Source organism: Pedobacter sp. N36a (genome assembly GCF_014472395.1).
GTDB lineage: Bacteria > Bacteroidota > Bacteroidia > Sphingobacteriales > Sphingobacteriaceae > Pedobacter.
Genome location: NZ_JACSZW010000011.1, coordinates 58,944 through 83,114, shown reverse-complemented (window position 1 = coordinate 83,114; position 24,171 = coordinate 58,944). Strand labels below are relative to the sequence as shown.

General features: G+C 39.6%; 20 protein-coding genes and 7 tRNA genes. 10 read left to right on the top strand and 17 right to left on the bottom strand.

Going from position 1 to position 24,171, the window contains the following annotated elements:
- The first annotated feature begins 24 nt into the window (after nt 1–24).
- The 3 genes from H9X96_RS19250 (at nt 25) to H9X96_RS19240 (ending at nt 3,384) form a co-directional block, all read left to right on the top strand.
- A complete protein-coding gene (locus tag H9X96_RS19250) occupies nt 25–789 on the top strand; it encodes an MBL fold metallo-hydrolase (RefSeq protein ID WP_187667835.1) in 765 nt (254 codons plus the stop codon).
- Nucleotides 790–810: 21 nt separating this feature from the next.
- Nucleotides 811–894: transfer RNA gene (locus H9X96_RS19245), tRNA-Leu, on the top strand.
- 270 nt (nt 895–1,164) lie between these two features.
- Nucleotides 1,165–3,384 carry an NADP-dependent isocitrate dehydrogenase gene (locus tag H9X96_RS19240; protein WP_187667834.1) on the top strand — a complete coding sequence of 740 codons (2,220 nt, stop codon included), beginning with the start codon at nt 1,165–1,167 and terminating at the stop codon, nt 3,382–3,384.
- A gap of 170 nt (nt 3,385–3,554) precedes the next feature.
- On the opposite strand, the gene idi is transcribed toward H9X96_RS19240, so the two are convergent.
- Complete coding sequence (gene idi / locus H9X96_RS19235; protein ID WP_255431174.1) at nt 3,555–4,091, bottom strand: isopentenyl-diphosphate Delta-isomerase; 537 nt, start codon at nt 4,089–4,091, stop codon at nt 3,555–3,557.
- A gap of 191 nt (nt 4,092–4,282) precedes the next feature.
- Between idi and H9X96_RS19230 the strand changes: the two genes are divergently transcribed.
- The 5 genes from H9X96_RS19230 (at nt 4,283) to H9X96_RS19210 (ending at nt 8,626) form a co-directional block, all read left to right on the top strand.
- Nucleotides 4,283–4,819: a hypothetical protein gene (locus tag H9X96_RS19230; protein ID WP_187667833.1), complete on the top strand. Its 537-nt coding sequence runs from the start codon at nt 4,283–4,285 to the stop codon at nt 4,817–4,819.
- A 147-nt stretch (nt 4,820–4,966) separates the two neighbouring features.
- Nucleotides 4,967–6,703 (top strand): HAMP domain-containing sensor histidine kinase, encoded by a 1,737-nt coding sequence (locus H9X96_RS19225; protein WP_187667832.1) that lies wholly within the window; start codon nt 4,967–4,969, stop codon nt 6,701–6,703.
- A gap of 80 nt (nt 6,704–6,783) precedes the next feature.
- Entirely contained in the window at nt 6,784–7,215 is a 432-nt protein-coding gene (locus H9X96_RS19220) for a DUF2147 domain-containing protein (RefSeq protein WP_187667831.1), read from the top strand.
- The gene (locus H9X96_RS19215; RefSeq protein WP_187667830.1) at nt 7,216–8,238 is read left to right on the top strand and encodes a YCF48-related protein; all 1,023 of its coding nucleotides are present in this window, start codon (nt 7,216–7,218) and stop codon (nt 8,236–8,238) included.
- Between the two features lie 4 nt (nt 8,239–8,242).
- Nucleotides 8,243–8,626 (top strand): VOC family protein, encoded by a 384-nt coding sequence (locus H9X96_RS19210; RefSeq protein ID WP_187667829.1) that lies wholly within the window; start codon nt 8,243–8,245, stop codon nt 8,624–8,626.
- 159 nt (nt 8,627–8,785) lie between these two features.
- On the opposite strand, the gene H9X96_RS19205 is transcribed toward H9X96_RS19210, so the two are convergent.
- From H9X96_RS19205 to H9X96_RS19135, 15 genes are all read right to left on the bottom strand, one after another.
- Nucleotides 8,786–8,856, bottom strand: a tRNA-Cys gene (locus tag H9X96_RS19205).
- Nucleotides 8,857–8,959: 103 nt separating this feature from the next.
- Complete coding sequence (locus tag H9X96_RS19200; RefSeq protein WP_187667828.1) at nt 8,960–9,274, bottom strand: iron-sulfur cluster assembly protein; 315 nt, start codon at nt 9,272–9,274, stop codon at nt 8,960–8,962.
- A gap of 3 nt (nt 9,275–9,277) precedes the next feature.
- Nucleotides 9,278–9,721: a SufE family protein gene (locus H9X96_RS19195; RefSeq protein WP_187667827.1), complete on the bottom strand. Its 444-nt coding sequence runs from the start codon at nt 9,719–9,721 to the stop codon at nt 9,278–9,280.
- Nucleotides 9,721–11,028, bottom strand: coding sequence for a cysteine desulfurase (locus H9X96_RS19190; protein WP_187667826.1), 1,308 nt, complete (start codon nt 11,026–11,028; stop codon nt 9,721–9,723). The genes H9X96_RS19195 and H9X96_RS19190 overlap by 1 nt, the downstream gene beginning before the upstream one ends.
- Before the next feature lies 1 nt (nt 11,029).
- Nucleotides 11,030–12,340 (bottom strand): Fe-S cluster assembly protein SufD, encoded by a 1,311-nt coding sequence (sufD, locus tag H9X96_RS19185; protein ID WP_187667825.1) that lies wholly within the window; start codon nt 12,338–12,340, stop codon nt 11,030–11,032.
- A gap of 82 nt (nt 12,341–12,422) precedes the next feature.
- Entirely contained in the window at nt 12,423–13,187 is a 765-nt protein-coding gene (gene sufC / locus H9X96_RS19180) for a Fe-S cluster assembly ATPase SufC (protein WP_187667910.1), read from the bottom strand.
- 28 nt (nt 13,188–13,215) lie between these two features.
- Nucleotides 13,216–14,661 carry a Fe-S cluster assembly protein SufB gene (gene sufB / locus H9X96_RS19175; protein ID WP_187667824.1) on the bottom strand — a complete coding sequence of 482 codons (1,446 nt, stop codon included), beginning with the start codon at nt 14,659–14,661 and terminating at the stop codon, nt 13,216–13,218.
- Between the two features lie 286 nt (nt 14,662–14,947).
- Nucleotides 14,948–16,630: a PNGase F N-terminal domain-containing protein gene (locus H9X96_RS19170; RefSeq protein ID WP_187667823.1), complete on the bottom strand. Its 1,683-nt coding sequence runs from the start codon at nt 16,628–16,630 to the stop codon at nt 14,948–14,950.
- 127 nt (nt 16,631–16,757) lie between these two features.
- Nucleotides 16,758–16,842: transfer RNA gene (locus tag H9X96_RS19165), tRNA-Leu, on the bottom strand.
- A 44-nt stretch (nt 16,843–16,886) separates the two neighbouring features.
- Nucleotides 16,887–16,962 (bottom strand) — tRNA-Gly (locus tag H9X96_RS19160).
- 407 nt (nt 16,963–17,369) lie between these two features.
- Nucleotides 17,370–17,442 (bottom strand) — tRNA-Gly (locus H9X96_RS19155).
- A gap of 135 nt (nt 17,443–17,577) precedes the next feature.
- Nucleotides 17,578–18,933 (bottom strand): hypothetical protein, encoded by a 1,356-nt coding sequence (locus H9X96_RS19150; RefSeq protein ID WP_187667822.1) that lies wholly within the window; start codon nt 18,931–18,933, stop codon nt 17,578–17,580.
- An 81-nt stretch (nt 18,934–19,014) separates the two neighbouring features.
- Nucleotides 19,015–19,099, bottom strand: a tRNA-Leu gene (locus tag H9X96_RS19145).
- Between the two features lie 51 nt (nt 19,100–19,150).
- Nucleotides 19,151–19,223: transfer RNA gene (locus H9X96_RS19140), tRNA-Gly, on the bottom strand.
- 136 nt (nt 19,224–19,359) lie between these two features.
- Nucleotides 19,360–19,848, bottom strand: coding sequence for a regulatory protein RecX (locus tag H9X96_RS19135; protein ID WP_187667821.1), 489 nt, complete (start codon nt 19,846–19,848; stop codon nt 19,360–19,362).
- A gap of 228 nt (nt 19,849–20,076) precedes the next feature.
- Here H9X96_RS19135 and H9X96_RS19130 point away from each other — a divergent pair, with 228 nt between their 5' ends.
- Together H9X96_RS19130 and H9X96_RS19125 are read left to right on the top strand one after the other, a co-directional pair.
- Nucleotides 20,077–22,536, top strand: a complete 2,460-nt coding sequence (locus H9X96_RS19130) for a bifunctional UDP-N-acetylmuramoyl-tripeptide:D-alanyl-D-alanine ligase/alanine racemase (protein WP_187667820.1) — start codon at nt 20,077–20,079, stop codon at nt 22,534–22,536.
- Nucleotides 22,537–22,545: 9 nt separating this feature from the next.
- Nucleotides 22,546–23,136, top strand: coding sequence for a DUF502 domain-containing protein (locus tag H9X96_RS19125; protein WP_187667819.1), 591 nt, complete (start codon nt 22,546–22,548; stop codon nt 23,134–23,136).
- Nucleotides 23,137–23,452: 316 nt separating this feature from the next.
- On the opposite strand, the gene H9X96_RS19120 is transcribed toward H9X96_RS19125, so the two are convergent.
- Nucleotides 23,453–24,160 (bottom strand): TIGR00730 family Rossman fold protein, encoded by a 708-nt coding sequence (locus tag H9X96_RS19120; RefSeq protein ID WP_062547368.1) that lies wholly within the window; start codon nt 24,158–24,160, stop codon nt 23,453–23,455.
- Nucleotides 24,161–24,171 lie beyond the last annotated feature (11 nt).

Genomic DNA, 24,171 nt, shown 5'->3' with positions numbered 1-24,171 from the left:
AAATATGGTCTCAACTCATCAATTTTGAAGGTTACATTTTTAGGCACAGGTACTTCCCAGGGTATTCCAGTCATTACTTGCAATTGCGCGGTTTGTCAGTCGGCAGATCATAAAAACAAGCGGTTAAGGGTTTCTGTACTGTTGGAAATGGGAGATAAGACGATCGTAATTGATAGCGGTCCTGATTTCCGCTACCAGATGCTGCGTGCAAATGTCAAAGATCTGGATGCAATTTTATATACACATGAACATAAAGACCATGTGGCGGGTTTAGATGACATCAGGCCTTTTAATTACCTGCTGAAAAAGAACATTGACATTTATGCGACCACCCGTGTTCAGGATGCCTTAAAAAGAGAGTTTTCTTATATTTTCGCAGACACGCATTATCCTGGATTGCCCCAGATAGAGTTGCATACGATTACAGATCAACCTTTTGAAATTGGTAATACTACCGTGATTCCATTAAATATCATGCATTATAAGCTGCCGATTTTGGGCTTCCGGATTCATGATTTCACTTATATTACTGATGCCAAGACGATTTCTGAAGAAACTATAGCAAAAGTAAAGGGTACAAAGATTCTGGTGATCAATGCATTGCAGCATGAAGAGCATATTTCTCATTTTACACTAAAGGAAGCGGTAGCATTTGCGCAAAAGATAGGGGCAGAAATGACTTATCTGACACACATCAGCCATAATTTAGGTTTGCATGAGGAGGTGGAACGCGAATTACCAGAAAATATTAAATTAGCTTACGATGGTTTAAGTTTATTCTCCGAATAAATATATATTTGCGATAGAAATACCCAGGTGGCGAAATTGGCAGACGCACCACCTTGAGGGGGTGGCGCTTGAAAAGGCGTGGCAGTTCGAATCTGCTTCTGGGTACCTAGTAAAGCCTTAGAGAAATCTAAGGCTTTTTGTTTTTCGTTCATTTTGATCTCCAGCTATGCTTGAGCAACAGGAATGGATCCATCCAATCAATTCCTGTTTGCACTGGTCAAAAACATTCCATTTATCGACTATATTAATACCATAAAATACATTCGCGTGTTCCTTTAGTCGATCGATTATTTTATATTTAGGCGATTTTAAAATATGGATAGGTTTATCATTAAAAATCTATCGAATAATTAATCTTATAAAGCAAAAATCAATATGTCGAATACATCAAAAATTATCTACACCAAGACCGATGAGGCGCCAATGTTGGCCACCTATTCACTTTTACCAATCGTACAAGCTTTTACCGCATCAGCAGGTATTGATGTAGAAACAAGAGATATTTCTTTAGCAGGTAGAATTTTATCAAACTTTCCTGAGTTTTTAAAAGATGATCAAAAAATAGGTGATGCTTTAGCAGAGCTTGGTGCATTAGCAACAACGCCAGAGGCTAACATTATTAAATTACCAAATATTTCAGCTTCTATCCCTCAATTGGTAGCAGCTATTACTGAGTTACAAGGACAGGGATATGCTTTGCCAAATTACCCAGATAACGCACAGACTGAAGAAGAGAAGGCCATAAAAGCCAAATACGGCAAAGTATTGGGTTCTGCAGTAAACCCGGTTTTACGTGAAGGTAACTCTGACCGTAGAGCGCCTAAAGCGGTTAAAAATTATGCAAAAGTAAACCCTCATTCTATGGGTGCATGGTCTGCAGATTCTAAAACTCGTGTAGCCAGCATGAGCGAAGGTGATTTTTATGGTTCAGAGCAATCTCTTACGCTTGCTGATGCGAGTCAGTTTAAAATTGAATTTGTTGCTGAAGATGGCAGTGTAACTGAATTAAAAGGTTTAGCTGCTTTAAAGGCAGGTGAAGTAATTGATAGTTCAGCTTTGAGCTTAACTGCTTTGAAAGCATTTGTAGCTAAAGAAATTTTAGCAACAAGAGCTGAAGGAACTTTATTGTCTGCTCACTTAAAAGCAACAATGATGAAAGTTTCTGATCCACTTATTTTTGGTGCCATTGTAGAAGTTTACTTCGCTGATGTGTTTGCTAAATATGCGGATTTATTTAAAGAATTAAATGTAGATACGAGCAATGGTTTAGGTGATGTGTATGCAAAAATTGCCGGCCAGCCTAAACAGGCAGAAGTGGAAGCTGATTTAGCTAAAGCAATAGAGAATGGTCCGGCGTTGGCAATGGTAAATTCTGATAAAGGAATTACCAACCTTCATGTGCCAAGTGATGTCATTGTAGATGCTTCTATGCCTGCAATGATTCGTAATTCGGGTCAGATGTGGAACAAAGAAGGTAAATCTCAAGATACAACCGCTTTAATTCCTGATCGTTGTTATGCGGGTGTTTACACGGCAACAATTGACGATTGTAAAGCAAATGGTGCTTTTGACGTAGCTACAATGGGTTCTGTACCAAACGTAGGCTTAATGGCACAAAAAGCTGAAGAATATGGTTCACACGATAAAACTTTCCAGGCAAAAGGAAACGGAACGATTCGTGTAACAGATGCAGAGGGTAAAGTTTTCTTCGATCAGAAAGTAGAAAAAGGTGATATCTTCCGCATGTGTCAAACTAAGGATGCGCCAATTCAGGACTGGGTTAAATTAGCCGTAAACAGAGCCCGTTTATCAGCTACTCCAGCAATTTTCTGGTTAGATGAAAACAGAGCACACGATAGAGAAATCATTGCAAAAGTAAAAAAATACTTGGCTGATCACGATACTGAAGGCTTGGATATTAGAATTCTTGCGCCAATTGAAGCCACTAAATTCACCTTGGAAAGAATTAGAAAAGGTTTAGATACCATCTCTGTAACTGGTAACGTATTGCGTGATTACTTAACAGATTTATTCCCGATTTTAGAGTTAGGAACTTCTGCTAAAATGTTATCGATCGTACCTTTAATGAATGGTGGGGGCTTGTTCGAAACTGGTGCTGGTGGTTCTGCCCCAAAACACATCGAACAATTTATCGAAGAAGGTTATTTACGTTGGGATTCACTAGGAGAGTTTTTAGCTTTAGGTGCTTCTTTGGAGCATTTAGGTCAAACACAAAACAATGCAAAAGCTTTAGTTTTAGCGGAGACTTTAGACGCAGCAACTGAAACTTTCCTAGCCAATGATAAATCTCCAGCTCGTAAAGTTGGACAAATTGATAACCGTGGTTCTCATTTCTATCTGGCTTTGTATTGGGCTCAGGAATTAGCAAAACAAACTAAGGATGCTGATTTACAAGCTAGATTTGCACCGTTGGCTAAAGCATTAAACGAAAATGAAGCTACAATTGCTGGCGAACTAATTGCTGCCCAAGGTAAACCACAAGAAATTGGTGGTTACTTCCATCCAAATGATGAGTTGGCAAATAAAGCAATGCGCCCAAGCGAAACTTTGAATACTATTTTAGCTTCTTTATAAGCTAATTGAATCACATAAGCGTCCTGATGAAAATCAGGGCGCTTTTTTTATACACGCAAAAAGGAGTCAGTTATGGGCAGTTCTCTACTAGGGAGAAACTCATTGCAATAAATTACGACCTGCATACAGGAAGCGTACCCGGTTTGCTCTGGGCTTTGTTTTGGATAATTCTATACAGACATTTTACGGTATTGTCGCAACACTTGATCAAAGCATATTTTTAGCCATTCCGTATAGTTGCCCTTATTGTTTTGTAAATCTAGCTCTAGCGCCTCCATGCTGATGTACTTAAAGTCTGCCACTTCCAAAGGGTTTGGAATCGGAAGGGTATCGCTGCTGCCAAAATAAACGTGGTCATATTCGTTCTCCACTAGTCCATTTTCGACTTCAGCACGATAAGAGAAACTAAAAATAGGTCTTAATTCACATTCCATACCCATTTCTTCTTTTAACCTTCTTTTCGCAGCATCGGCAGTAAGTTCTCCAGGCCTAGGGTGACTACAGCAGGTATTGGTCCATTTTCCTGCAGAATGGTATTTGTCAAGTGCACGTTGCTGCAATAAGAGTGCTCCAGCGCTGTTAAATATAAATACAGAGAATGCCCTGTGAAGTTCGCCTTCAAGGTGCGCCTCTAATTTTGGCATTGTACCTATTGGATTGTCATTTTTATCAACTAGGATCACTTCTTCTTCTCTCATCAAATTCATCTTTTTTTCTGTAAGCTGCAGTTTTGTGTACCTCAAAATGGGTAGACACAAAGGTCAGCATTTTTCTTAATGAAAGCAGTAAATGAATAATTTTTTCTAAGGACTTTGATCAATGTGTACTGATTTCATCTTTTTTCTTTGCATTAATCTTTATTTAAATGATTATATTAGTTTACATTTAAATGACTTTTATGAAAAGATTACTCATTACAATGCTGGCATTACTGCCCTTTAACCTGCTTCATGCTGTGGAAAGTCATCCGATAGCAACTGTAAAAATTAAGATTTATACAATTGATGCCTCGATCCCTGCTGTGGATACGATAAAAAAAGAACCCAGTGCTAAAGAATGGGCTAAAATGGAAAGACAGCTTAAAAAGCAAATGCCGAAGGATCTGGCCAAAATCATGATCCAGCAAATGAGGTCGGTGATGCCTGGTAACGGCGGTTTGATTGATGCAGCCTCCCTGTCTAAATTTGCCGTAGAAAGTGAGGCTTTTTCTACTGAGATGGATGCTGCATTGGATAAATCAGACTATGAATTAGAGCGTAAAGAAATCATAGAAGTATTTAAAAGTATGGAGTTTGACAATGCTTCCGACCGTAGTGTGGCTCGAAAAGAGATGAAACAAGACCTAAAACGCCTTAAAGAAGTTTATCAAAGATCAAAAATTAGATTAGCCTCGCAGAATAAGGAAGCTATCGCACTTAATGTATCACTTCGCTGATGACCAGAAAAAGGATTTTAGCTAAACCAGGTTAAAATTTATCGTACTTATTTGCTTGATTTACTGTTCTTTCTTCTATTATAGCGGATAAATATTGATAAATTTGCACTCTTATAAAAAATTTAGGAGGAAACATTACATCATACTATGCTCGTTAACAAATCAGGTGAAACGTCTAATAATCTGCGTAAACTCTTCGTTTTATTTCTCGCTTTCACTTTTTTAATAGCCGCAGGATCTTTATTGCTGAGGCATTCTATTTTTAAAAAATTAGACACACTCGCAGAGCAATTGCGTGGACATGCACAGAATCAGGAGATTAGTAATATTCTGCTCGACTTAAACGGTGCTGAAAGTGATTTCCAGCAAGCCATCTTATATGGAGAGAGTCAGAAGCTGGAAGATTATAAAACTAAACTGACCCGAACATTTAACCAGATCGAAGTTATCTTGAAAAAGTATGACCTAGACAGTACAAGAATGTTATCCGCGAATAAAGCGCAGCTTGGAAAAGCATTTGATGATAAGCTCTTGATCTCTAATGAAATTTTTAGCCTCAAACATAATTTTGATTCTTTACTAAGAATCACGAATATTCAAAGTATTGGCGGGCAACCCTCAAAAGACATTGTTGAAAAGTATAAGTTCAATACTACTGTAAAAAGTAGTACTGGAAAGGCAGATACTTCTGTACGTGTCATTAGGCCTGAAGCTAAGAAAAAAGGGCTTTTTAAGCGTCTGCAGGATGCTATAGAAAACAAGCAGGAAAATTCGCAATCTGTTAAAGTGGTGACCGTAAATCGTGAAAAGCAGATCCGAGATTCAGTAAACCGATCTGTACTTAGAAAACAGAACCATTCTCAGGGAGATATTCTACGTAAACTCAATGAAGAAAACGGACGATTAGCGAAATCTAACCAACAGCTCATCTCAGCAAATCTTAGTCTCGTGATTCAACTACACCAATTGGTTCAGGAGCTGAAAGATATTCATTTGAGCGATTGGGAAAGAGCGAGATCAGAAATGCTCAATCAATATCAATCGGCTACCAATGATATGAATAGCTTTACAGGGGTAGCAGTAGTAATGGTCTTGATTTTTATTGTTTTGCTGATTATTTATATCCGTAAAGCTGGAAAATCTGAAGACAATTACATTCGTGAAAACGAGCGTGCCGTGGCATTGGCAGAACAAAAATCGGAGATGCTCGCTATTATGAGTCATGAGATTAGAAACCCATTGACCACCATTACTGGTTTAATTTATCTCCTGAACCGGAGTCCGCTTAATGATGATCAAAAAAAGAAACTCAATTCCATCAACTTATCATCAAGCATGCTGATGAATACCATCAATGATATCCTTGATGTCAGTAAAATTGATCATCAAAAAGAGACAGCTTTGAATATTGTTTCTTTTCAGCCTTCCGTAGAGATTAAAGAGACGATTGCCGCAATGACTTTCATTGCAGAAAGGAAACAGATTTCTTTAACTGCCGAGTTTAGCGGAGCAGAAGAAGCCATGGTCAAAGGTGATCCTTTCCGCTTAAAGCAAATCATGATCAATCTGCTGAGCAATGCAGTAAAGTATACTGATCATGGTGGGGTTGTGGTCAAAGTGGACCTCTCTGAACTGAATGAGCAGCAAATGCAGTTGAATGTCAGTATCATTGATACCGGAATTGGTATTCCTAAAGATCAGCAGGGAAAACTTTTTACGAGGTATTATCAGGCCAACAGATCTGCAGGGAAACCTGGAACTGGATTGGGGCTTTACATCTGTAAACAGTTGATCGAGCTTCAAAATGGGCAGATCAGTGTGGAGAGTGAGGCTGGGAAAGGATGTCATTTTAAATTCGCGATTCCTTATCAAAAACCTGGATAGCAAACAAAGCGTTAATTTTTCTGTTCTTTCATTAATCTAGGGGCTATTTAGTAACTTTAGGTACATTTAAAATAAGAAATATGAGATACATTTCGCTGTTACTTCTATTCACTGCAATTTCATTTTCCGGATTTTCTCAAACGAGCGATGCTGTTTTGGGGCAATGGGTTAATTCTTCTGGTGAAGCACACATTGAGATTCAAAAAAAAGGAGATCGATTCTTTGGTAAAATTGTTTGGTTAAAGGAACCAAAAGACGAAAAAGGCAATCCTAAACTAGACGTGAAAAATCCTGCTGACAATTTAAAATCCAGACCAATATTAGGTCTTGAAATGCTAAAGGGCTTTGCTTACGATAATGGTAAATGGGTAGATGGGACCATCTATGACCCGAAAGTAGGAAAAACTTATAGCTGTAATATGAGCTTGAAAAACAATGGTGATTTGAATGTTAGAGGTTATATCGGATTCTCACTGATTGGTAGGACTGATGTTTGGAAAAGATTTAAATAGATGAGCAGACTTATTTTTTGTTTATTATTTTTTCCTCTATACTCATTTTCACAAACTTACGACCTGATTCCATTGACATCAGGTGAGCATACCAGTCTGCGGGGAATGAGTGTGGTTTCAGATCAAGTGGCCTGGGTAAGTGGCAGTAATGGCCATATTGGTAAAACAATTGATGCCGGTAAAACCTGGCAATGGATCAAACCTGAAGGTCACGAAAAGCTTGACTTTAGAGATATTGAAGCGTTTGATGCCGATAAAGCAATTGTCGTAAATGCAGGCGCTCCAGCTTATATTTTACAAACTACTGATGGAGGTAAAACCTGGACTGAACGCTATAAAAACGTCGATTCTGCCATATTCCTAGATGGTATGGGATTTTGGAATGACCAGCGTGGGATCGTATTTGGTGATCCCATCAATAGTAAGATGCAGTTGCTGAGGACGATTGATGGCGGGGTTTCCTGGAATGATATTTCAGAAAATCTGCAAGCCAAAATGGGACTAGGCGAAGCTGCTTTTGCTGCCAGCGGAACCACAATCAAGACCCTCGGTAATGGAAAAGTATGGATCGCTACAGGAGGTAAAGTCTCTAATATTTACTATTCCAGTAATTTTGGCTCTACCTGGCAAGTTTTTGAATGCCCGATTCTTCAAGGAGAAAGCAGTACCGGCCCCTTTTCTATGGATTTTTATGATGATGATCATGGCGTAATTGTGGGTGGAGATTACCTGAAAGACAAAGAAAATGAAAACAATGTTTTACTCAGCAGCAATGGCGGTAAAACCTGGATAAAACCAGCCAAACCGGTAGATGGCTATCGTTCTGGGGTTACCTATATTACCGATAAAACATTGGTTGCTACTGGCAGTTCAGGAACAGATGTTTCTTCAGATGGGGGCAGGAACTGGTATAATATTTCTGTGGTAAGCATGAACGTGATTCAAAAATCAAAAGATGGTCATTTAATTCTGTTAGCAGGTAATAAAGGACAGATTTATCAGTTAACCATTACTACAAAGTAATGCTATGTTAAATAAAGTTCACCATGTTGCAATTATTTGCAGCGATTATAATGTTTCTAAGAATTTTTATACGAATGTATTGGGTTTGACTATTATTCGGGAGGTATATAGAGCGGAAAGAGATTCTTTTAAGCTAGACCTTGCGCTGAATGGGGAGTATGTGATAGAGCTTTTCTCTTTTCCAAATCCGCCTGCTCGTCCTTCCAGACCGGAATCTGTAGGTTTAAGACATCTGGCTTTCCAAGTCGAGGATTTGGAAATAGTAATTAAGAGGTTAAAGGAAAAAGGAGTAGAACCAGAGCCCATTAGAGTAGACGAATTTACCGGTAAGCGATTTACTTTTATTGCAGATCCTGATTTACTACCTGTAGAGTTCTATGAGCAATAATATTTTTTACGCTGCATACAATAATTGGATGATTTAGTCGTCTTATATTGGAGAGCGTTAATTTAGATGACGGGGATGTGGCTGGAAGCTATATCCCCGTTTCTTTTTGTCTTTTTTTATGGAAATAAAAAAAGCCTGCCGATAGGCAAGCTTTTAAAGACGTCATGGGCGGATTCGAACCGCCGTAAAAGGTTTTGCAGACCCATACCTAACCACTCGGCCACATGACTTTTTATAGTCTGAAACGCTGACAGCGGTAAATATAAATAAAGTATACTAAATTAGTAGTATTTATTTCAACTATTTTATTTTTAGGGTTTTTCAATAGATCTGCTACATCATTCCCAGTTCAAATCTGGCGGTTTCCGACATCATATCCCTATTCCAGGGTGGGTCCCAAGTCACCACAACGGAGACTTCATTAACCCCTTCAATCTTTTTCACTTTTTCCTCTACTTCCAGCGGAATACTTTGTGCCGCAGGGCAGCCAGGGGCAGTAAGTGTCATCACGATTTGTACATTATTGAATGGAGCCATCACCATTGTTTCATAAATAAGGCCCAACTCATAAATGCTAACCGGTATCTCTGGGTCGTATATGGTCTGCAAGCAGTCAATCACTTTTTGTTTCAATTCTTCCTGATCCATGAGCTATTTATTTTCAAGCTCTTCAATAGATTGAAAAGCCAATGCATAATTTTTCATTTGTTTGATCATTGCTAGTAATCCGTTAGATCTGGTTTGTGCCAGATGGCTGAACATGCCAATCTCTTTGATAAATTCCAGCTTGGCCTCCAGGATGGCTTTAGGAGGTTGCCCGGACAGTACTTTAATCAGCATGCTCACTAAACCTTTCACAATCATCGCATCGCTATCTGCTTTGAAAAACACCTGACCATCCTGATAGGAAGCAATGAGCCATACGCTCGATTGACAACCTTTTATTTTGTGATCGGTAGTTTTAAAAGTTTCCTCTAATTCCGGCAATTGTTTTCCCAAATCAATCAGGTATTCGTATTTGTCTTCCCAGCTGTCAAACATGGAAAAATCAGAGATAATTTCTTCTTCTATTTCGGATATGCTCTTTTGATTCATCAGGATAACATTTTAATAGATTTATAAATTCCTGCAATCAGCACATCGATTTCTTCTTTCGTGTTGTACAGTGCAAAGGAGGCCCTTACTGTACCAGGAATACCGAATCGCTTCATCAGTGGCTGTGTACAGTGGTGCCCGGTTCTTACGGCTATTCCGAGGTTGTCCAGTAAGATGCCAATGTCTTGCGGGTGCAGGTTTTTGATGATAAATGAAACCAGACTTACTTTTTCTTTTGCTTTTCCGATGATCTCTAAACCTGGGATGTTTTCCAACTGACTCGTCGCATAAACAAGCAATTCACGCTCATGTTTTCTGATCTGATCTTTTCCTATGCTTTTAATAAAGTCGAAAGCTGCTTTTAAGGCAATGGTATCGGCAATATTTGGCGTTCCGGCTTCATATTTATAGGGGAGGTCATTATAAGTAGTGTGTTCAAAACTCACCTCTTTGATCATCTCCCCTCCACCCTGAAAAACAGGCATCGTTTCCAAAAGCTCTTGTTTTCCGTAAAGTACTCCTATACCAGTAGGAGCGTATAGTTTATGTCCGGAAAAAGCGAAGAAATCACAGTCGAGGTCCAGCACGTCAATGTCGAGATGTACTGCAGATTGGGCACCGTCTACCAATACCTTCGCTCCAAATTGATGCGCCATTGCAATCATTTCTTTCACAGGATTTACAGTTCCCAAGGCATTTGATACCTGTACAATGGCAACTATTTTTGTTTTTTCACTAAGCAGCTGCTGATATTGTGCTATGGAAAGTGTGCCATCATCCAATATAGGAATTACCTTTAAAACTGCATTCTTTTCCTGACAAAGGATTTGCCAGGGTACAATATTGGAGTGGTGCTCCATTCCGGAAATTAAAATTTCATCTCCTGCATGGATGTTTTGCCGACCCCAGGTATAGGCAACTAGGTTGATTGCTTCCGTGGTTCCCCGCGTAAAAACTATTTCTTCTACCATTGCTGCTCCAATGAATTCCTGAACGGCATATCGACTGGCTTCATAAGCTAATGTCGCTTCTTCTGCCAGCGTATGTATTCCGCGGTGGATATTGGCGTTGTAGCGACTGTAATAGTCGCTTATCGAATCTATGACGGCCGTTGGTTTTTGAGAAGTTGCCGCATTATCGAAATAAATAAGATCTTTCTCATTTACCCTTCTACTTAGAATGGGAAATCGTGCTCTGATCGCTTTTACATCAAAAGACTCTTGTTTATGCTGGGCAAGATTGGTACTTTCACCTGTGGGGGTATCATTATCGGTTAATGAAGAAGATTTGAAGGCTGGCGTTTTCATTTTATGAACTGGCTAAATGAGCTGAAATTAATTGTTCAACGTGTTTGCGTAAAGGCTCCAGCTTGATCTGGGTCAAAACATCGGATGAAAAAGCCTGTAATAATAAGGACTCAGCAGATTTTAAAGGAATGCCCCTTGCTCTTAAATAGAACATGGCTTCTTCATCTAGCTGACCAACGGTACAGCCATGGGAGCACTTTACATCATCGGCAAAGATCTCTAGCTGGGGCTTGGCATCTATCGTGGCCTGGTCAGACAAAATGATATTCTTGCTGGATTGATAAGCATTGGTTTTTTGAGCATCAGGCTGTACAATGATTCTTCCACTGAAAATTGCGGTTGCAGTATCGCTAGCAATTCCTTTGTAAAGCTGATTACTGAAACAATTTGGCTGTTTATTGTCCACCAAAGTATGGTGATCTACATGGCTGTTTCCTTTCAAAAGAGAAAGGCCATACAGGTGTGTTTCATTCCCTGGTGCATCTAAAACAAGGTTCAGGTTATTGCGGATTACCCCGCCATTCAGGGAAATCGTTAAGGACTGTACGTAACTTTTCCCGATTTGATGGATATGTGTACTGCTCACTTGTGCGGCATTCGGACCATCATTCTGAAGTTTATAATAGGCTAGAAATGCATGCTCTTCTAATACAATTTCTATCACCTCATTATTGAAACTGTCCATACTGCCTAGTGTAGTATAGGTTTCTACAAGTTGTAAATTTGAGTTTTCAGCTAAATAGATCAGACTACGCGGCTGGGAAAGAATATTTTCTTTAGTGGCATGAGTAACATGGTGCAGGTACAAAGGTATTTCCAATTGCTGCCCCTTAGGGAGATAAATGAAAACTGCTTCCTGTATAAATGCGGTGTTTAATGCATGAAGGCCATCTTTCAGGTATTTACTACTGCTGCCTAAATGCTCTTTTACGATCTTTTGATAAGGCCCGGCTGCTGCTTTTTCCAATGGTAAAATAACCAGTTCTTTTTCCGAAGAACGGATCTTTGATAAGTCAGGCATAAATCGCCCATCAATGAAGTAGAGCACATTGGCTTCATTTTGCCCAGGTAAATTGAGCGCTTTCAGGCTTGTATAGCTGAGCTCTTCCTCCGAATTGTTTTTTGAGAACTGATAATTCTTATCAAACAAACTGCTGATGTTCGTGTATTTCCATTCTTCCAGTTTAGAGCTGGGCAATCCCGAATGATTATAGGACTCAAAAGCAGCTTTACTCAGTTCCTTTATGGTATCGGCAGAACTGTCATCGGCTAAACCTTCAAATTGATCTTTAAAATAAGCGGTGTTCATCATGATCTTTTCTTTGTTAAGGAGGTCTTTTTTGGAGAGTTCATTGTTTTTAAGGAGGAATCTATCCTTTCCAAGGAGGATATGCTTAAGCTTTTGCGGTTAAATCTGTTTCATCTGTAATGAAATCGTATCCTTTTTCTTCCAGTTCCAGTGCGAGTTCTTTGCTGCCGGATTTAACAATTCGGCCATTGTAAAGGACATGGACATAGTCCGGCTGGATATAATCCAGGAGGCGCTGATAATGGGTAATCAATAGGATTGCGCGGTGCTCATTTCTCAATTGATTGATGCCATTGGCTACGATACGCAGGGCATCGATGTCCAGTCCGGAATCTGTTTCATCAAGGATAGCGAGTTTGGGCTCTAGCATGGCCATCTGAAATATTTCATTACGTTTCTTTTCTCCCCCGGAAAAACCCTCATTTATCGAACGGCTGAGTAAAGATTGATCAATCTCTACCATGGCCATTTTTTCTTTCATCACCTTTAAAAAAGCAAGGGCATCCAATGGCTCCTGGCCATTATATTTACGCTTTTCATTAACAGCGGCTTTGATGAAGTTGGTTGTACTGACCCCTGGAATCTCTACTGGATATTGAAAAGCAAGAAATAAACCGGCTCTTGCCCGGTCTTCAATGGATAAATCCAGCAGATTTTTATCTAAAAAGCTAATGGTACCTTCAGTTACTTCATATTCTTCTCTTCCAGCAAGTACAGCGGCTAAAGTGCTTTTTCCGGAGCCATTGGGCCCCATGATCGCATGTACTTCACCGGCTTTGATGTCCAGATTGATACCTTTAAGGATCGCTTTGCCTTCAATATTTGCGTGTATATTTTTAATAGATAACATCATATTTTAAATTTTAGCGGAATTAAAATTAGCCTACACTGCCTTCCATGCTGATGGCGAGTAGTTTTTGGGCCTCTATAGCAAATTCCATGGGTAATTGATTCATTACTTCTTTGGCAAAACCGTTTACGATCAGTGCCACTGCGGCTTCTCCATCAATGCCTCTTTGACGACAATAGAAAAGTTGGTCTTCTCCAATTTTAGAAGTCGTCGCTTCATGCTCAATAATGGCGGTTTTATTTTTAACTTCTATATAGGGAAAAGTATGTGCACCACATTTATCACCCAATAGGAGGGAGTCGCATTGCGAGTAATTTCTGGCATTAATGGCACCTTTCGCTGTACGAACTAGTCCTCGGTAACTGTTCTGACTTTGTCCGGCGGAGATTCCTTTCGCTACAATTCTACTTCTTGTGTGTTTTCCAAGATGTATCATTTTAGTCCCCGTATCTGCTTGTTGGTGGTGGTTGGTAAAGGCTACTGAATAGAATTCACCAATAGAATAGTCACCTTTGAGGATTACACTTGGATATTTCCAGGTGATGGCTGAACCGGTTTCTACCTGTGTCCAGGAGATTTTAGCATAATCTCCCTGGCAAATACCACGTTTAGTCACAAAATTATAGATTCCTCCATTACCTTCTTTATCACCAGGATACCAGTTTTGAACGGTAGAGTATTTGATTTCCGCCTTTTCCATAGCAATTAGTTCTACCACTGCGGCATGTAATTGGTTTTCATCTCTCATTGGCGCAGTACAGCCTTCCAGGTAACTCATATAACTCCCTTCTTCTGCAATGATCAATGTTCTTTCAAATTGACCAGAATTCTCGGCATTGATTCTGAAATAGGTAGAAAGTTCCATTGGGCATCGTACACCTTTTGGAATGTAACAGAAAGATCCATCTGTGAAAACTGCAGCATTTAGAGCAGCGAAGTAATTGTCGGTCATTGGCACCACCGAACCCAGGTATTTTTTTACCAGCTCGGGATGTTTTTGAATGGCTTCACTGATGGAACAAAAGATGACCCCAATTTCGGACAACTGCTCTTTAAAAGAGGTCGCAATAGATACACTGTCCATTACCACATCAACTGCGACTCCGGTAAGTCTCTTTTGTTCATTCAAGGAGATGCCCAATTTTTCAAAAGTTTTTAAGAGTTCCGGATCAACTTCATCCAGACTGCTGAGTTGCTCTTTTTGTTTAGGAGCCGCATAATAAATAATATCCTGATAACTAATCGGTGGGTGTTTGATGTTTGCCCAGTTGGGCTCCTCTAGCTTTAACCAATAAGCATAAGCTTTAAGTCGCCAGGCAAGCATCCAGTCCGGCTCGTTTTTCTTCTTAGAAATGAGTGTAATTACGCCCTCATTTAATCCTTTTGGGATGGTATCGGTATCTATATTTGTAACAAAGCCGTACTTGTAGTCGTTTAGTGCGGATTGCTCCAACATATCCAAATCTTCATTCATGATATCGGTCTTTTATCTAGTGCTCACAATAACTGTACCCTATAAAGATACGGCTAAAGCATGGGGCTTACAAAAAAACAAAAACAGTTAAGTGTAAGATTTATAGTGGATTCTGAGTTTTTTATCGCTGGATAATCCGCTTTTTATGCAAGGACTCGGATCCTGTTTTTCGTATAAAACCAAAAAGCCTGATCACAAAATTGCAATGCCCTGATATAGCTTATGGCTTTTTGGGAACATTGACAATCTTGTGATCAAGCTTCTTTTTTAGACGGTAATTTATAGGTTATTCCTGATCAGCAATTAATACACCGGAAACATTCCAAGAGCTGAAGCTGGTGCCTTCAGGTTTTCCAAGAGGAATCGCAACTTGCAGGGTATGTTTTCCCGGACTTAAGTTTTCCAATGGGATTTCGACAGGAAGGGTAAGTGTTCCAGGACACCAGTTTGAGCGACTTAAATCTGAAGAAGAAAGACCATTTCCGAAATTACCGGAAGAAGGGTTGTTGAAACGGTACGTTGCACAATCTTCTCTCCAAGGAATAAAATGATAGACTCTTTTTCCGTCTACAAAAAGCTCATTCAGTTTCGGAACAAATTCATCGCCTTTACCCCAGCCGCCATGACCAGTTGTGAGGTACCTTAAACGAATATTTTTGAGCCCCTTTGGTACATCAATAGTCACTGTTAAAGAATCTTTCTCAAACATAGTTCCGTATTCTTGTCCAGCCATCTCCATTAGATTGGTCGTGTTAAATACAGGCATGATATAAGATTTTTTTTCTTGCTCTTTTTCTCCCTCGTATCCTGGATAGTAATTTAGATTCAAACTTACTGTATGTCCGCCTTTATCGTAGTTTCCGATAAACACACCAATCCAGACCTCGCCTTGCAATTTTGGTGCAAGCAACGTAATATCTTGTTTATAGATGACAGAATCTGCCCAGTTGTATCCTTTGATTTTTGCCTGTTCATTGAAATGTTTCACTCCAAAGGAGGTGAAGAAACGCATGAGTTCCAGAGGCGGAAGATAATTGTCTGTAGCCGTTACGCCCTGATACTTTTTGCCGTTGCTGGCATTGTAAACTGGTAAAGTCTGCAAACCGTTCTGCAAAGCGTCCAGAAAAGAAATGGATTTATCTACAGGAATCATAAATACAGACCCTGTTCTGTCATAAGCATCACCATTAGAATTTTGGATCAGTTCAGCAAAAACGGATTGTCCCGCTTTTACTGTGGGAAGCTTTACTTTTTTAAGAATTACCGTACCGCCAGAAAAATGATAAGTGGCATTCGGCTGGTTAGCTGTTGGGTTTTCTATTTTGTTTCCAAAACTGATCTTTTCTTTATGGAAGACATTGATAGTTTGGTAGCGGCTTTCAATGATCTGGCGCTGATATGCGGCTTCGTCAAGCAGGCTGCCCAATTGTTTTGGCCAGGAAAGTTCCTCAGGTTTTACTTTGCGGTAATCAATCTTTTTTGCATAAGTTTCTGTATTGCCATTGCGAATGGTTTTCAGGATAAGACCGAGGCCTGGCGTAATAGTCAAGTCTGGTGTTCCTTTAATTTTCAGGTCGTTTGTATACCAGATTTCAATGGTATTGGAACGGATAAATACCTTTGCTCTTTTACAGGGGATGCCCATGATGGTGTCTGTACCTGCGATTAGTTCTGCTGTTACATATGCAGAGAACGGTTTTTTAAAGGTGTATAGGTTTCCATTGCTATTGAGTACCTGATAGGTAGCTGCTTCTGCAAATTGCAGGAATTGTTCTTGTTTTGCCTGGCGCTCCTGACCGGAGATTCTGGCCTGGCTTCCTTTGATAAAAAGTTTTTTTTCTCCGCCAACTTCTTTGCCGTTGCTGCGGGAACCATAGGTGATGACTGCTTCGGTAGCTTGTGTGTTTTTTTGTGCGCATAAAGCAGTGCTGATGAATAGCATTGCGATACTAAATAAATGGGTTTTCATAGGTGATAAAGCTAAGAATTATTCTGATAGGGGATAGAACCAGCGACCTGAAATTTCTAGTGCTTCCCTGCTGGTATTTAAAATTTGAGCAAAAAAAAGCCTCTTTACGGGCTGTAAAGAGGCAATGTACTCAGAGCGGGAATCGAACCCGCACGACTTTTAAGGTCACAGGATTTTAAGTCCTGCGTGTCTACCAGTTCCACCATCTGAGCAGGTGTTAACCTTTTAAATTAAATCCCTTCTATCTGGAAGGGATTGGAGCGAAAGACGAGATTCGAACTCGCGACCCCGACCTTGGCAAGGTCGTGCTCTACCAACTGAGCTACTTTCGCGTTGATGACGATACGAAGATAGGTATTGTTTTGACTTTTTTATACTCTACAGGGAAGATTTTACCGAATACACTGGATTTCAAGTAGAAAAAAATCATTTATTTTTTCTTACCTTCTTTTTTTAACCTGAAATATCCAATTTAGGTTCATAAAATGGGTTTTGGACTTCATAAAGGAGTTTGCGGGTTTAAAATAAATTATATATTCGTAAAACTAATGCTCCCCAGATAGAAAGTATCTGATATTGATTCTTATTGATGAATAACTGGAATGAAACTAAAAAAGAAATAAAGTCTAGAAATTCATCAGGAAACTTCCCTGCTGAACTCAAGATAGAAAATTAGCTGAGAGGCCTCGAATGATTTTTGGATGAAAATAAAAAAGCCTTCCGATGGGAAGGCTTTTTGAGCGAAAGACGAGATTCGAACTCGCGACCCCGACCTTGGCAAGGTCGTGCTCTACCAACTGAGCTACTTTCGCTGTTAACGTGCCACGAAGATAGGGATAGTTTTTATTTTTCTGCAAACTCTTTTTAAGATTTCATCGAAGCGACTGGATTTCAAGGATTAAAATTTTAATTGAGGTCTTTCTAGAGTAGCTTAACCAAGCTTTTGGCTATTTATCCGCGGTTATAAAGGTAATCAGGTAGGCGGAAATTGGACTGAAATTAGTATTCATGAACCGCTCTGTCAGGAGCAATTCATAATCTTTACCGGGTAACAGGTCTACATCAATGGTGATCGACTTGCCATCTTCAGAGAATCCAACCACATTTTTTACACGCAATAGCTTGTCTACTCCTGCTGATGGTCCTACATCAAAACCTCTGCTTTTTTTATTCATAGGCGCAGAGAATTCAATAGTGAGCTGATTGATGGAGGGGTCTACATCCTGGCTGTGATTTTTGAGTTGTTTAATGCCAATAATCTTTGGGATTTGGCGGTCGTACTCATTTTTTAAGCTTTTTACAGACTTCGGTAAATATCCGGATTGATCTATAAACCTGGCCAGTGCGGTACTGTCGTTGTAGTCTAGTGCTATCATTTCCTTTATCGCCTGTTTTTTATTTCTGGCTTTTTCATAATATTTTTCACAAATGATATAGCCAACAGCGTACCCTAAATCTCGCTGTCCGAATGGATTTGGTTCATTAGTATACAGCCAATATCCAGGTGATGGGTTAAACATTTGCAAAGAAAATGCTGCTTTAATTTTTTCCTCTTTTTCTAACCCTTTTTCATCTTTGGTTTTGGCATAAGCTAAAGCAGGTAGTGTAGAAGGTTTCCCTGTAGCTTTTACCGCTACAAATTCAGCGGCACCTTCAAGCGTAATTTGCCCCAGAAGATGCTTTGCTTCGGTAGTTTTTTGCTGTGTATGTACATATTCATGGACGTTTAGAAATCCGATATCATGGATCGGATTGGTCTTGAAATGAGTTTTTAGATGCTGGTAATTGCTGGGAAATTCTTTGGTTTCGGTATATTGATCGGCCATAGAAATCTCGGCACCAATCAGAACCATCCCATTTAATGTCGTTCCTCCGGTTCTTAACGCGCCAATTGTGAAGTAAATGTTGGCCGGTTTTAATTCTGGATACAATTTCTTCATTTTGTGCACATCTATTTCAATCATTTCCGCAATACCCTTTGCTTTGAGCGTATTTTTTCTGATGGAACTCCAAAATAGCGGATAGCTGTTGATGGCATTAATATATGATTTAGCCGTATAGTTTTTCACCTCCATAATGGCTTTTAGCCCAGGCGATCCCTTTTCAATGAATAGCTGATTTAAATAACGGTATTGTGCAGCACTGTCTTTGGTGCTGGTTATTTTATCATAAGCTGTCCAAAAGTTATCAATGTCATCAGTAACAACTTTCCCGGTGTTTTTCTGCGCAACCAGGTTTAAGGAAAAAACCAGATTTGCAAAGAACAGCAAGAGGGATAAGTAGGTAAGACTAGAGATTTTCATATCCTAAAGGACGGATATTTTTTTAAAAGGTTTCAATTTTGAGCACAAAAAAAACCTCTCTACTTTCGTAAAGAGGCTATGTACTCAGAGCGGGAATCGAACCCGCACGACTTTTAAGGTCACAGGATTTTAAGTCCTGCGTGTCTACCAGTTCCACCATCTGAGCAGGTGTTAACCTTTTAAATTAAATAACTTCATGATAGTTGAAGTTATTTAGAGCGAAAGACGAGATTCGAACTCGCGACCCCGACCTTGGCAAGGTCGTGCTCTACCAACTGAGCTACTTTCGCATGGTTTTTATTTTAACATCATCCGATGTTCCCATTTCTTAAAGTGTATTTCCTAATACCCTTTGTTTCGTTTGGGAATGCAAATATAGGGACTTTTATCTTTCTGTCAAGTTTTTTTTATAATTAATTTGAGTATCTAGTATAAGCTGTTGTCTTTCAGGACTTCCATGATCAAATTATTTTCAAAACCCTTTGTCATGAGGTGTGTAATGAGCTTATTCCTTCTTTTATATGGATCACTTTCCTTAATTAAATTCGACTTTTTCTCCGCAGAAACCAATATTGCTTTTACATAATCATCATAATCAATCGTATTTAAAGCCTTTAAGATCATTTTCTCAGGTACCTTTTTAAGTTTTAAAGCCTGCTTGATCTTTATTTTTCCCCATTTTTTGATGTTGAACTTGCCGGAAACATAGGCCTGCGCAAATCTTTCTTCATTTAAATAGTTGGTCGTGATGAGTTCAGAAATGTTTTCTTCCACCTCATCAGGCCTCAATCCCCATTCATAAAGTTTATTCCTGACTTCCTGCTGTGCGCGTTCCTGGTAAGCACAATAATGCTCAGCTTTGAATAAAGCTGTTTTCTTATCGTATTTGACGGTTTTTTTCTCTGAATTTTCCAATGTATTACAATAATACACAATCAAGACCGACCAGAATTAGAAATCATCTCATGTTTCCGTAATATTGACGTTTTTAATACAAATAAAGCGTTTAACATAAATATAGCGAGGATCGGCAAAAGTATTTCAGTAGAAAGGGGAGATCACTATAAAGAGGAATGCTGCTAAAATCTTACTAATATTACAAGCAAGCGATGGTTATCCCTGCAAAAACTTTAATTTTGAACCATGAGCAGTACGACCTATACCATTGACTATTTTGCAGAAATTCTTCATGCAAAAGCTTTTATTTCTCAGCCGGAGCTGATCATTACCAGGTTGGTAATCGATAGTAGAGCGGTGATTGACCCTGAAAGTTCTTTATTTTTTGCCTTGCAGGCGAAGCGTGATGGTCATGAGTATCTGAAGGAAGCTTACGCAAACGGAATCCGTTGTTTTGTGATCAGTGATGAACAATATTTTAATGCTTTTCCGGATGCAAACATGCTATTGGTTGAGAATGTAGGCCAGGCTTTACAAACATTGGCCATTGCTCATCGTGATCAATACGACTTAAAAGTGCTGGCCATTACCGGAAGCAATGGGAAAACCATTGTCAAAGAGTGGCTTTATCAGCTTTTAGCTGCAGATGATAACATCATTCGCAGCCCTAAAAGTTTTAACTCTCAGATCGGAGTACCGCTTTCGGTATGGAATATCCGCGAGGAACATACGCTTGGGATTTTCGAAGCTGGAATTTCCAAAGAAAATGAAATGGAAGCACTCCAGCGCATTATCCAACCAACAATTGGCGTATTAACTAATATAGGTGAGGCACATGCCGAGGGTTTTCCTTCTCAAAAGGTGAAGCTGCTGGAAAAATTGAAACTCTTTAAAGAAGCGGAACTATTCATTTATTCTCCTGAATATACCAGCGGAATTCCGATTCAGGAACTTCCTGGTCTAAGGAAATTCTCCTGGAGTTTGAGTCAAAAAGCGGATTTGCAGATTTCATTTGTGGAGCCAATTGAAGACAAAACCTATATTCGGGCAATTTATAAAGCTGCGGAAATAGAATGTCTGATCCCTTTCAGCGACCGGGCTTCTGTTGAAAATGGCATCATTTGCTGGGCCACATTACTTTCAATGGGCTATACGCCCGAAGAAGCAGATACGCGTCTGGAGAAATTAAACCGGGTAGGGATGAGGCTGGAGCTAAAAAATGGCATTAACCAATGTTCCGTAATTGACGATTCTTATATAGCAGATATCCCTTCTCTTGCGATAGCACTTGATTTCCTGAACCTTCAAAATCAGCACCCTAAAAAGACATTAATCCTATCTGATTTGCATGAAACCGGGAAAAAGGAAAGCCTGCTTTATAAAGAAATCGCGGACTTACTCAAACAGAAAAATCTGCAGCGATTAATCGGAATCGGGCCTAATATCTCTGCGATGGCCTCTTTATTTGATTTGGAAGCCTCATTTTTTGAAAGCACCCAGGATTTTATAGACCATTTACCAGCAGTGCATTTCTACGATGAAACCATCCTGGTAAAGGGCGCGAGAAAGTTTGAATTTGAGCGTATCAGTAAGCTGATTGCTCAAAAAGTTCATGATACCGTATTGGAGATCGATCTGAATGGGCTTGCCGGAAACCTGCAATTTTATAGAAATAAGCTGAAGCCCGGGGTAAAAATTATGGCCATGGTGAAAGCATTTTCGTATGGAAGCGGCAGTTTTGAAATTGCCAATGTATTACAATATCATAAAGTTGATTACCTGGCTGTAGCCTATACTGACGAAGGGGTCGCTTTAAGAAAAGGTGGGATTACGATGCCTATTATGGTGATGAGCCCTGAGCCTTCAGCATTTGATGCCATCGTGAAATATAAACTGGAACCCGAAATTTATAACCTTGACATCCTGAATAGCTTTTTAAATTTCCTGAATTTTGAAACCCGGGATTATCTGGTACACCTTAAAATTGATACGGGGATGCACAGACTGGGCTTTGAGGAAACCGAAGTTGCTGAGTTATTAAAATCGCTTCAGGGTACTAAAAAACTCAAAGTAGCCTCTGCCTTTTCCCATTTGGTAGGTAGTGATGAAATCCAGCATGATGAATTTACTCAATACCAGATTCAAAGGTTCAAGACTATTGCGCAAAAGATAGCCGATGGACTTGATTATAAATTTATCTGGCACATTTCGAATACCTCGGGCATCTCTCGTCATCCGGAAGCCCAGTTTGACATGGTCCGTTTAGGCATTGGTTTATACGGACACGATGGCGGATTGAACCATAATAAAGGCTTGCAAACCGTGGCCGTATTGAAAACAACGATTACCCAAGTAAAAGAACTGAAGCCAAATGAAACTGTTGGTTATGGTCGACAAGGGCTTTTACCCAATGGAGGAACCATTGCAACCGTAAAAATCGGTTATGCTGATGGCTATACCAGAAGGTTTGGAAATGGGGTCGGTAAAATGCTGGTCAATGGTCAATTGGTACCAACAGTTGGTGTCATCTGCATGGATATGTGTATGCTGGATGTAAGCGGTTTGGATGTTAAAACTGGTGATGAGGTGATCGTTTTCAATGGAAAGCTGACCGTAGCGATGCTTGCTGAGCAGATTGGAACCATCCCTTATGAGATTTTAACAAATATTTCACAAAGAGTTAAACGGATTTATTTTTATGAGTAGTTTTGTAGCATGAACAGAATCGGTAGAGCCTTGTTAAGATACATCATCAAAGGACTCTTAATTGTATTGCCTATTGCCCTTAGTATTTTTATTGTGATCGTAGCGGTAACTACAGTAGACAGCTGGTTAAACGTGAACAATATCCTGGGTGTTGACCCTCAGACAGGAGCCAGCAGGAACATCCCCGGCCTTGGTTTAGCACTTGTAGTGGCGATCACGCTTGTGGCCGGTATTTTCGTGACCAATTTCGTAACTGAACCCATGTACAACTGGTTTGCCAGAATCCTGGACAGGCTGCCTATACTTAAATTTATTTATTCGTCCATCAAAGACCTGACCGAAGCCTTTGTTGGTGATGAAAAGAAATTTAATAACCCGGTGCTGGTAGAAGTAGAAGGTGATTTGAAGAGAATCGGGTTTTTAACCCAAAGCGACCTATCAGCAATTGGCCTCCCAGGGGAATCTATCGTCTATTTTCCCTTTTCTTACTCCTTCGCCGGACAAGTATATGTAGTGAAAAATGAGAAAATCAAGCCTTTAAATATGACCGCCGCAGAGGCCATGAAATTGGTGGTTTCTGGTGGAGTAAGTCATTTCTAAATGATTTAAACCCAAATCTCGTTTCCTTGGAATTAGTGATTAATTGTCTATAAATCATTAGTTAACCTCCGGTTATTTAGTGCTTGATGGTCGTGAAATCATTAATTGGTCATCACCAAATCAGCACTTCATCATGATTTAATCTTCAGGAGTCAGCACTTAATTGTCATCAAAAAAAGATAGTTGAGTGCCCTACATTCAAATTTTTTACCCTTCAGCGAAAGATTTGAGGCGGGGAGCAACTATCCTTTTTTTTTTTAGTACTGAAACTACTAACTATAGTGCTAAAGAAGTCTTAAACACCAAGTAGCACCTCCTAGAAATTCGGTTTTAACACATACTTATCATAGAACCTGAAAATATGCTCAGCAGCTTCTTCTGCTGTATCTACTAACCTAAACAGGTTTAGATCTTCGGCATGAATATTATGTTCTTTGTTCAACATCGTTGAAGTAATCCAATCTACTAAACCACCCCAGTACTCTTTTCCTACCAATACAATTGGGAATCTGGCAATTTTGCCCGTCTGAATCAAAGTAATCGCTTCGAAAAGCTCATCCATAGTGCCCATACCACCAGGCAATACGACAAAACCTTGTGAGTACTTCATGAACATCACCTTTCTGATGAAGAAATAATCAAATTCTAATAACTTATTATGGTCAATATATTTGTTGTGGAACTGTTCAAAAGGAAGGTCAATGTTTAAACCTACAGACTTCCCGCCATTCATGTGTGCGCCTTTATTTCCTGCTTCCATAATTCCAGGACCACCACCGGTGATCACGCCATATCCACGTTCTGTAAGCAACCTGCCACATTCTACTGCAATCTCATAGTACTTATTTGTTTCCGCTGTTCTTGCAGATCCGAAGATAGACACACATGGGCCAATTTTCGCTAATTTCTCAAAGCCATCTACAAATTCAGCCATGATTTTAAAGATCTGCCAGGAATCTGTAACTTTTATTTCCTGCCAGTTTTTGTTCTCAAATGCACTTCTAATTTTCTCTTCACTTGTCATTCTATAGATAT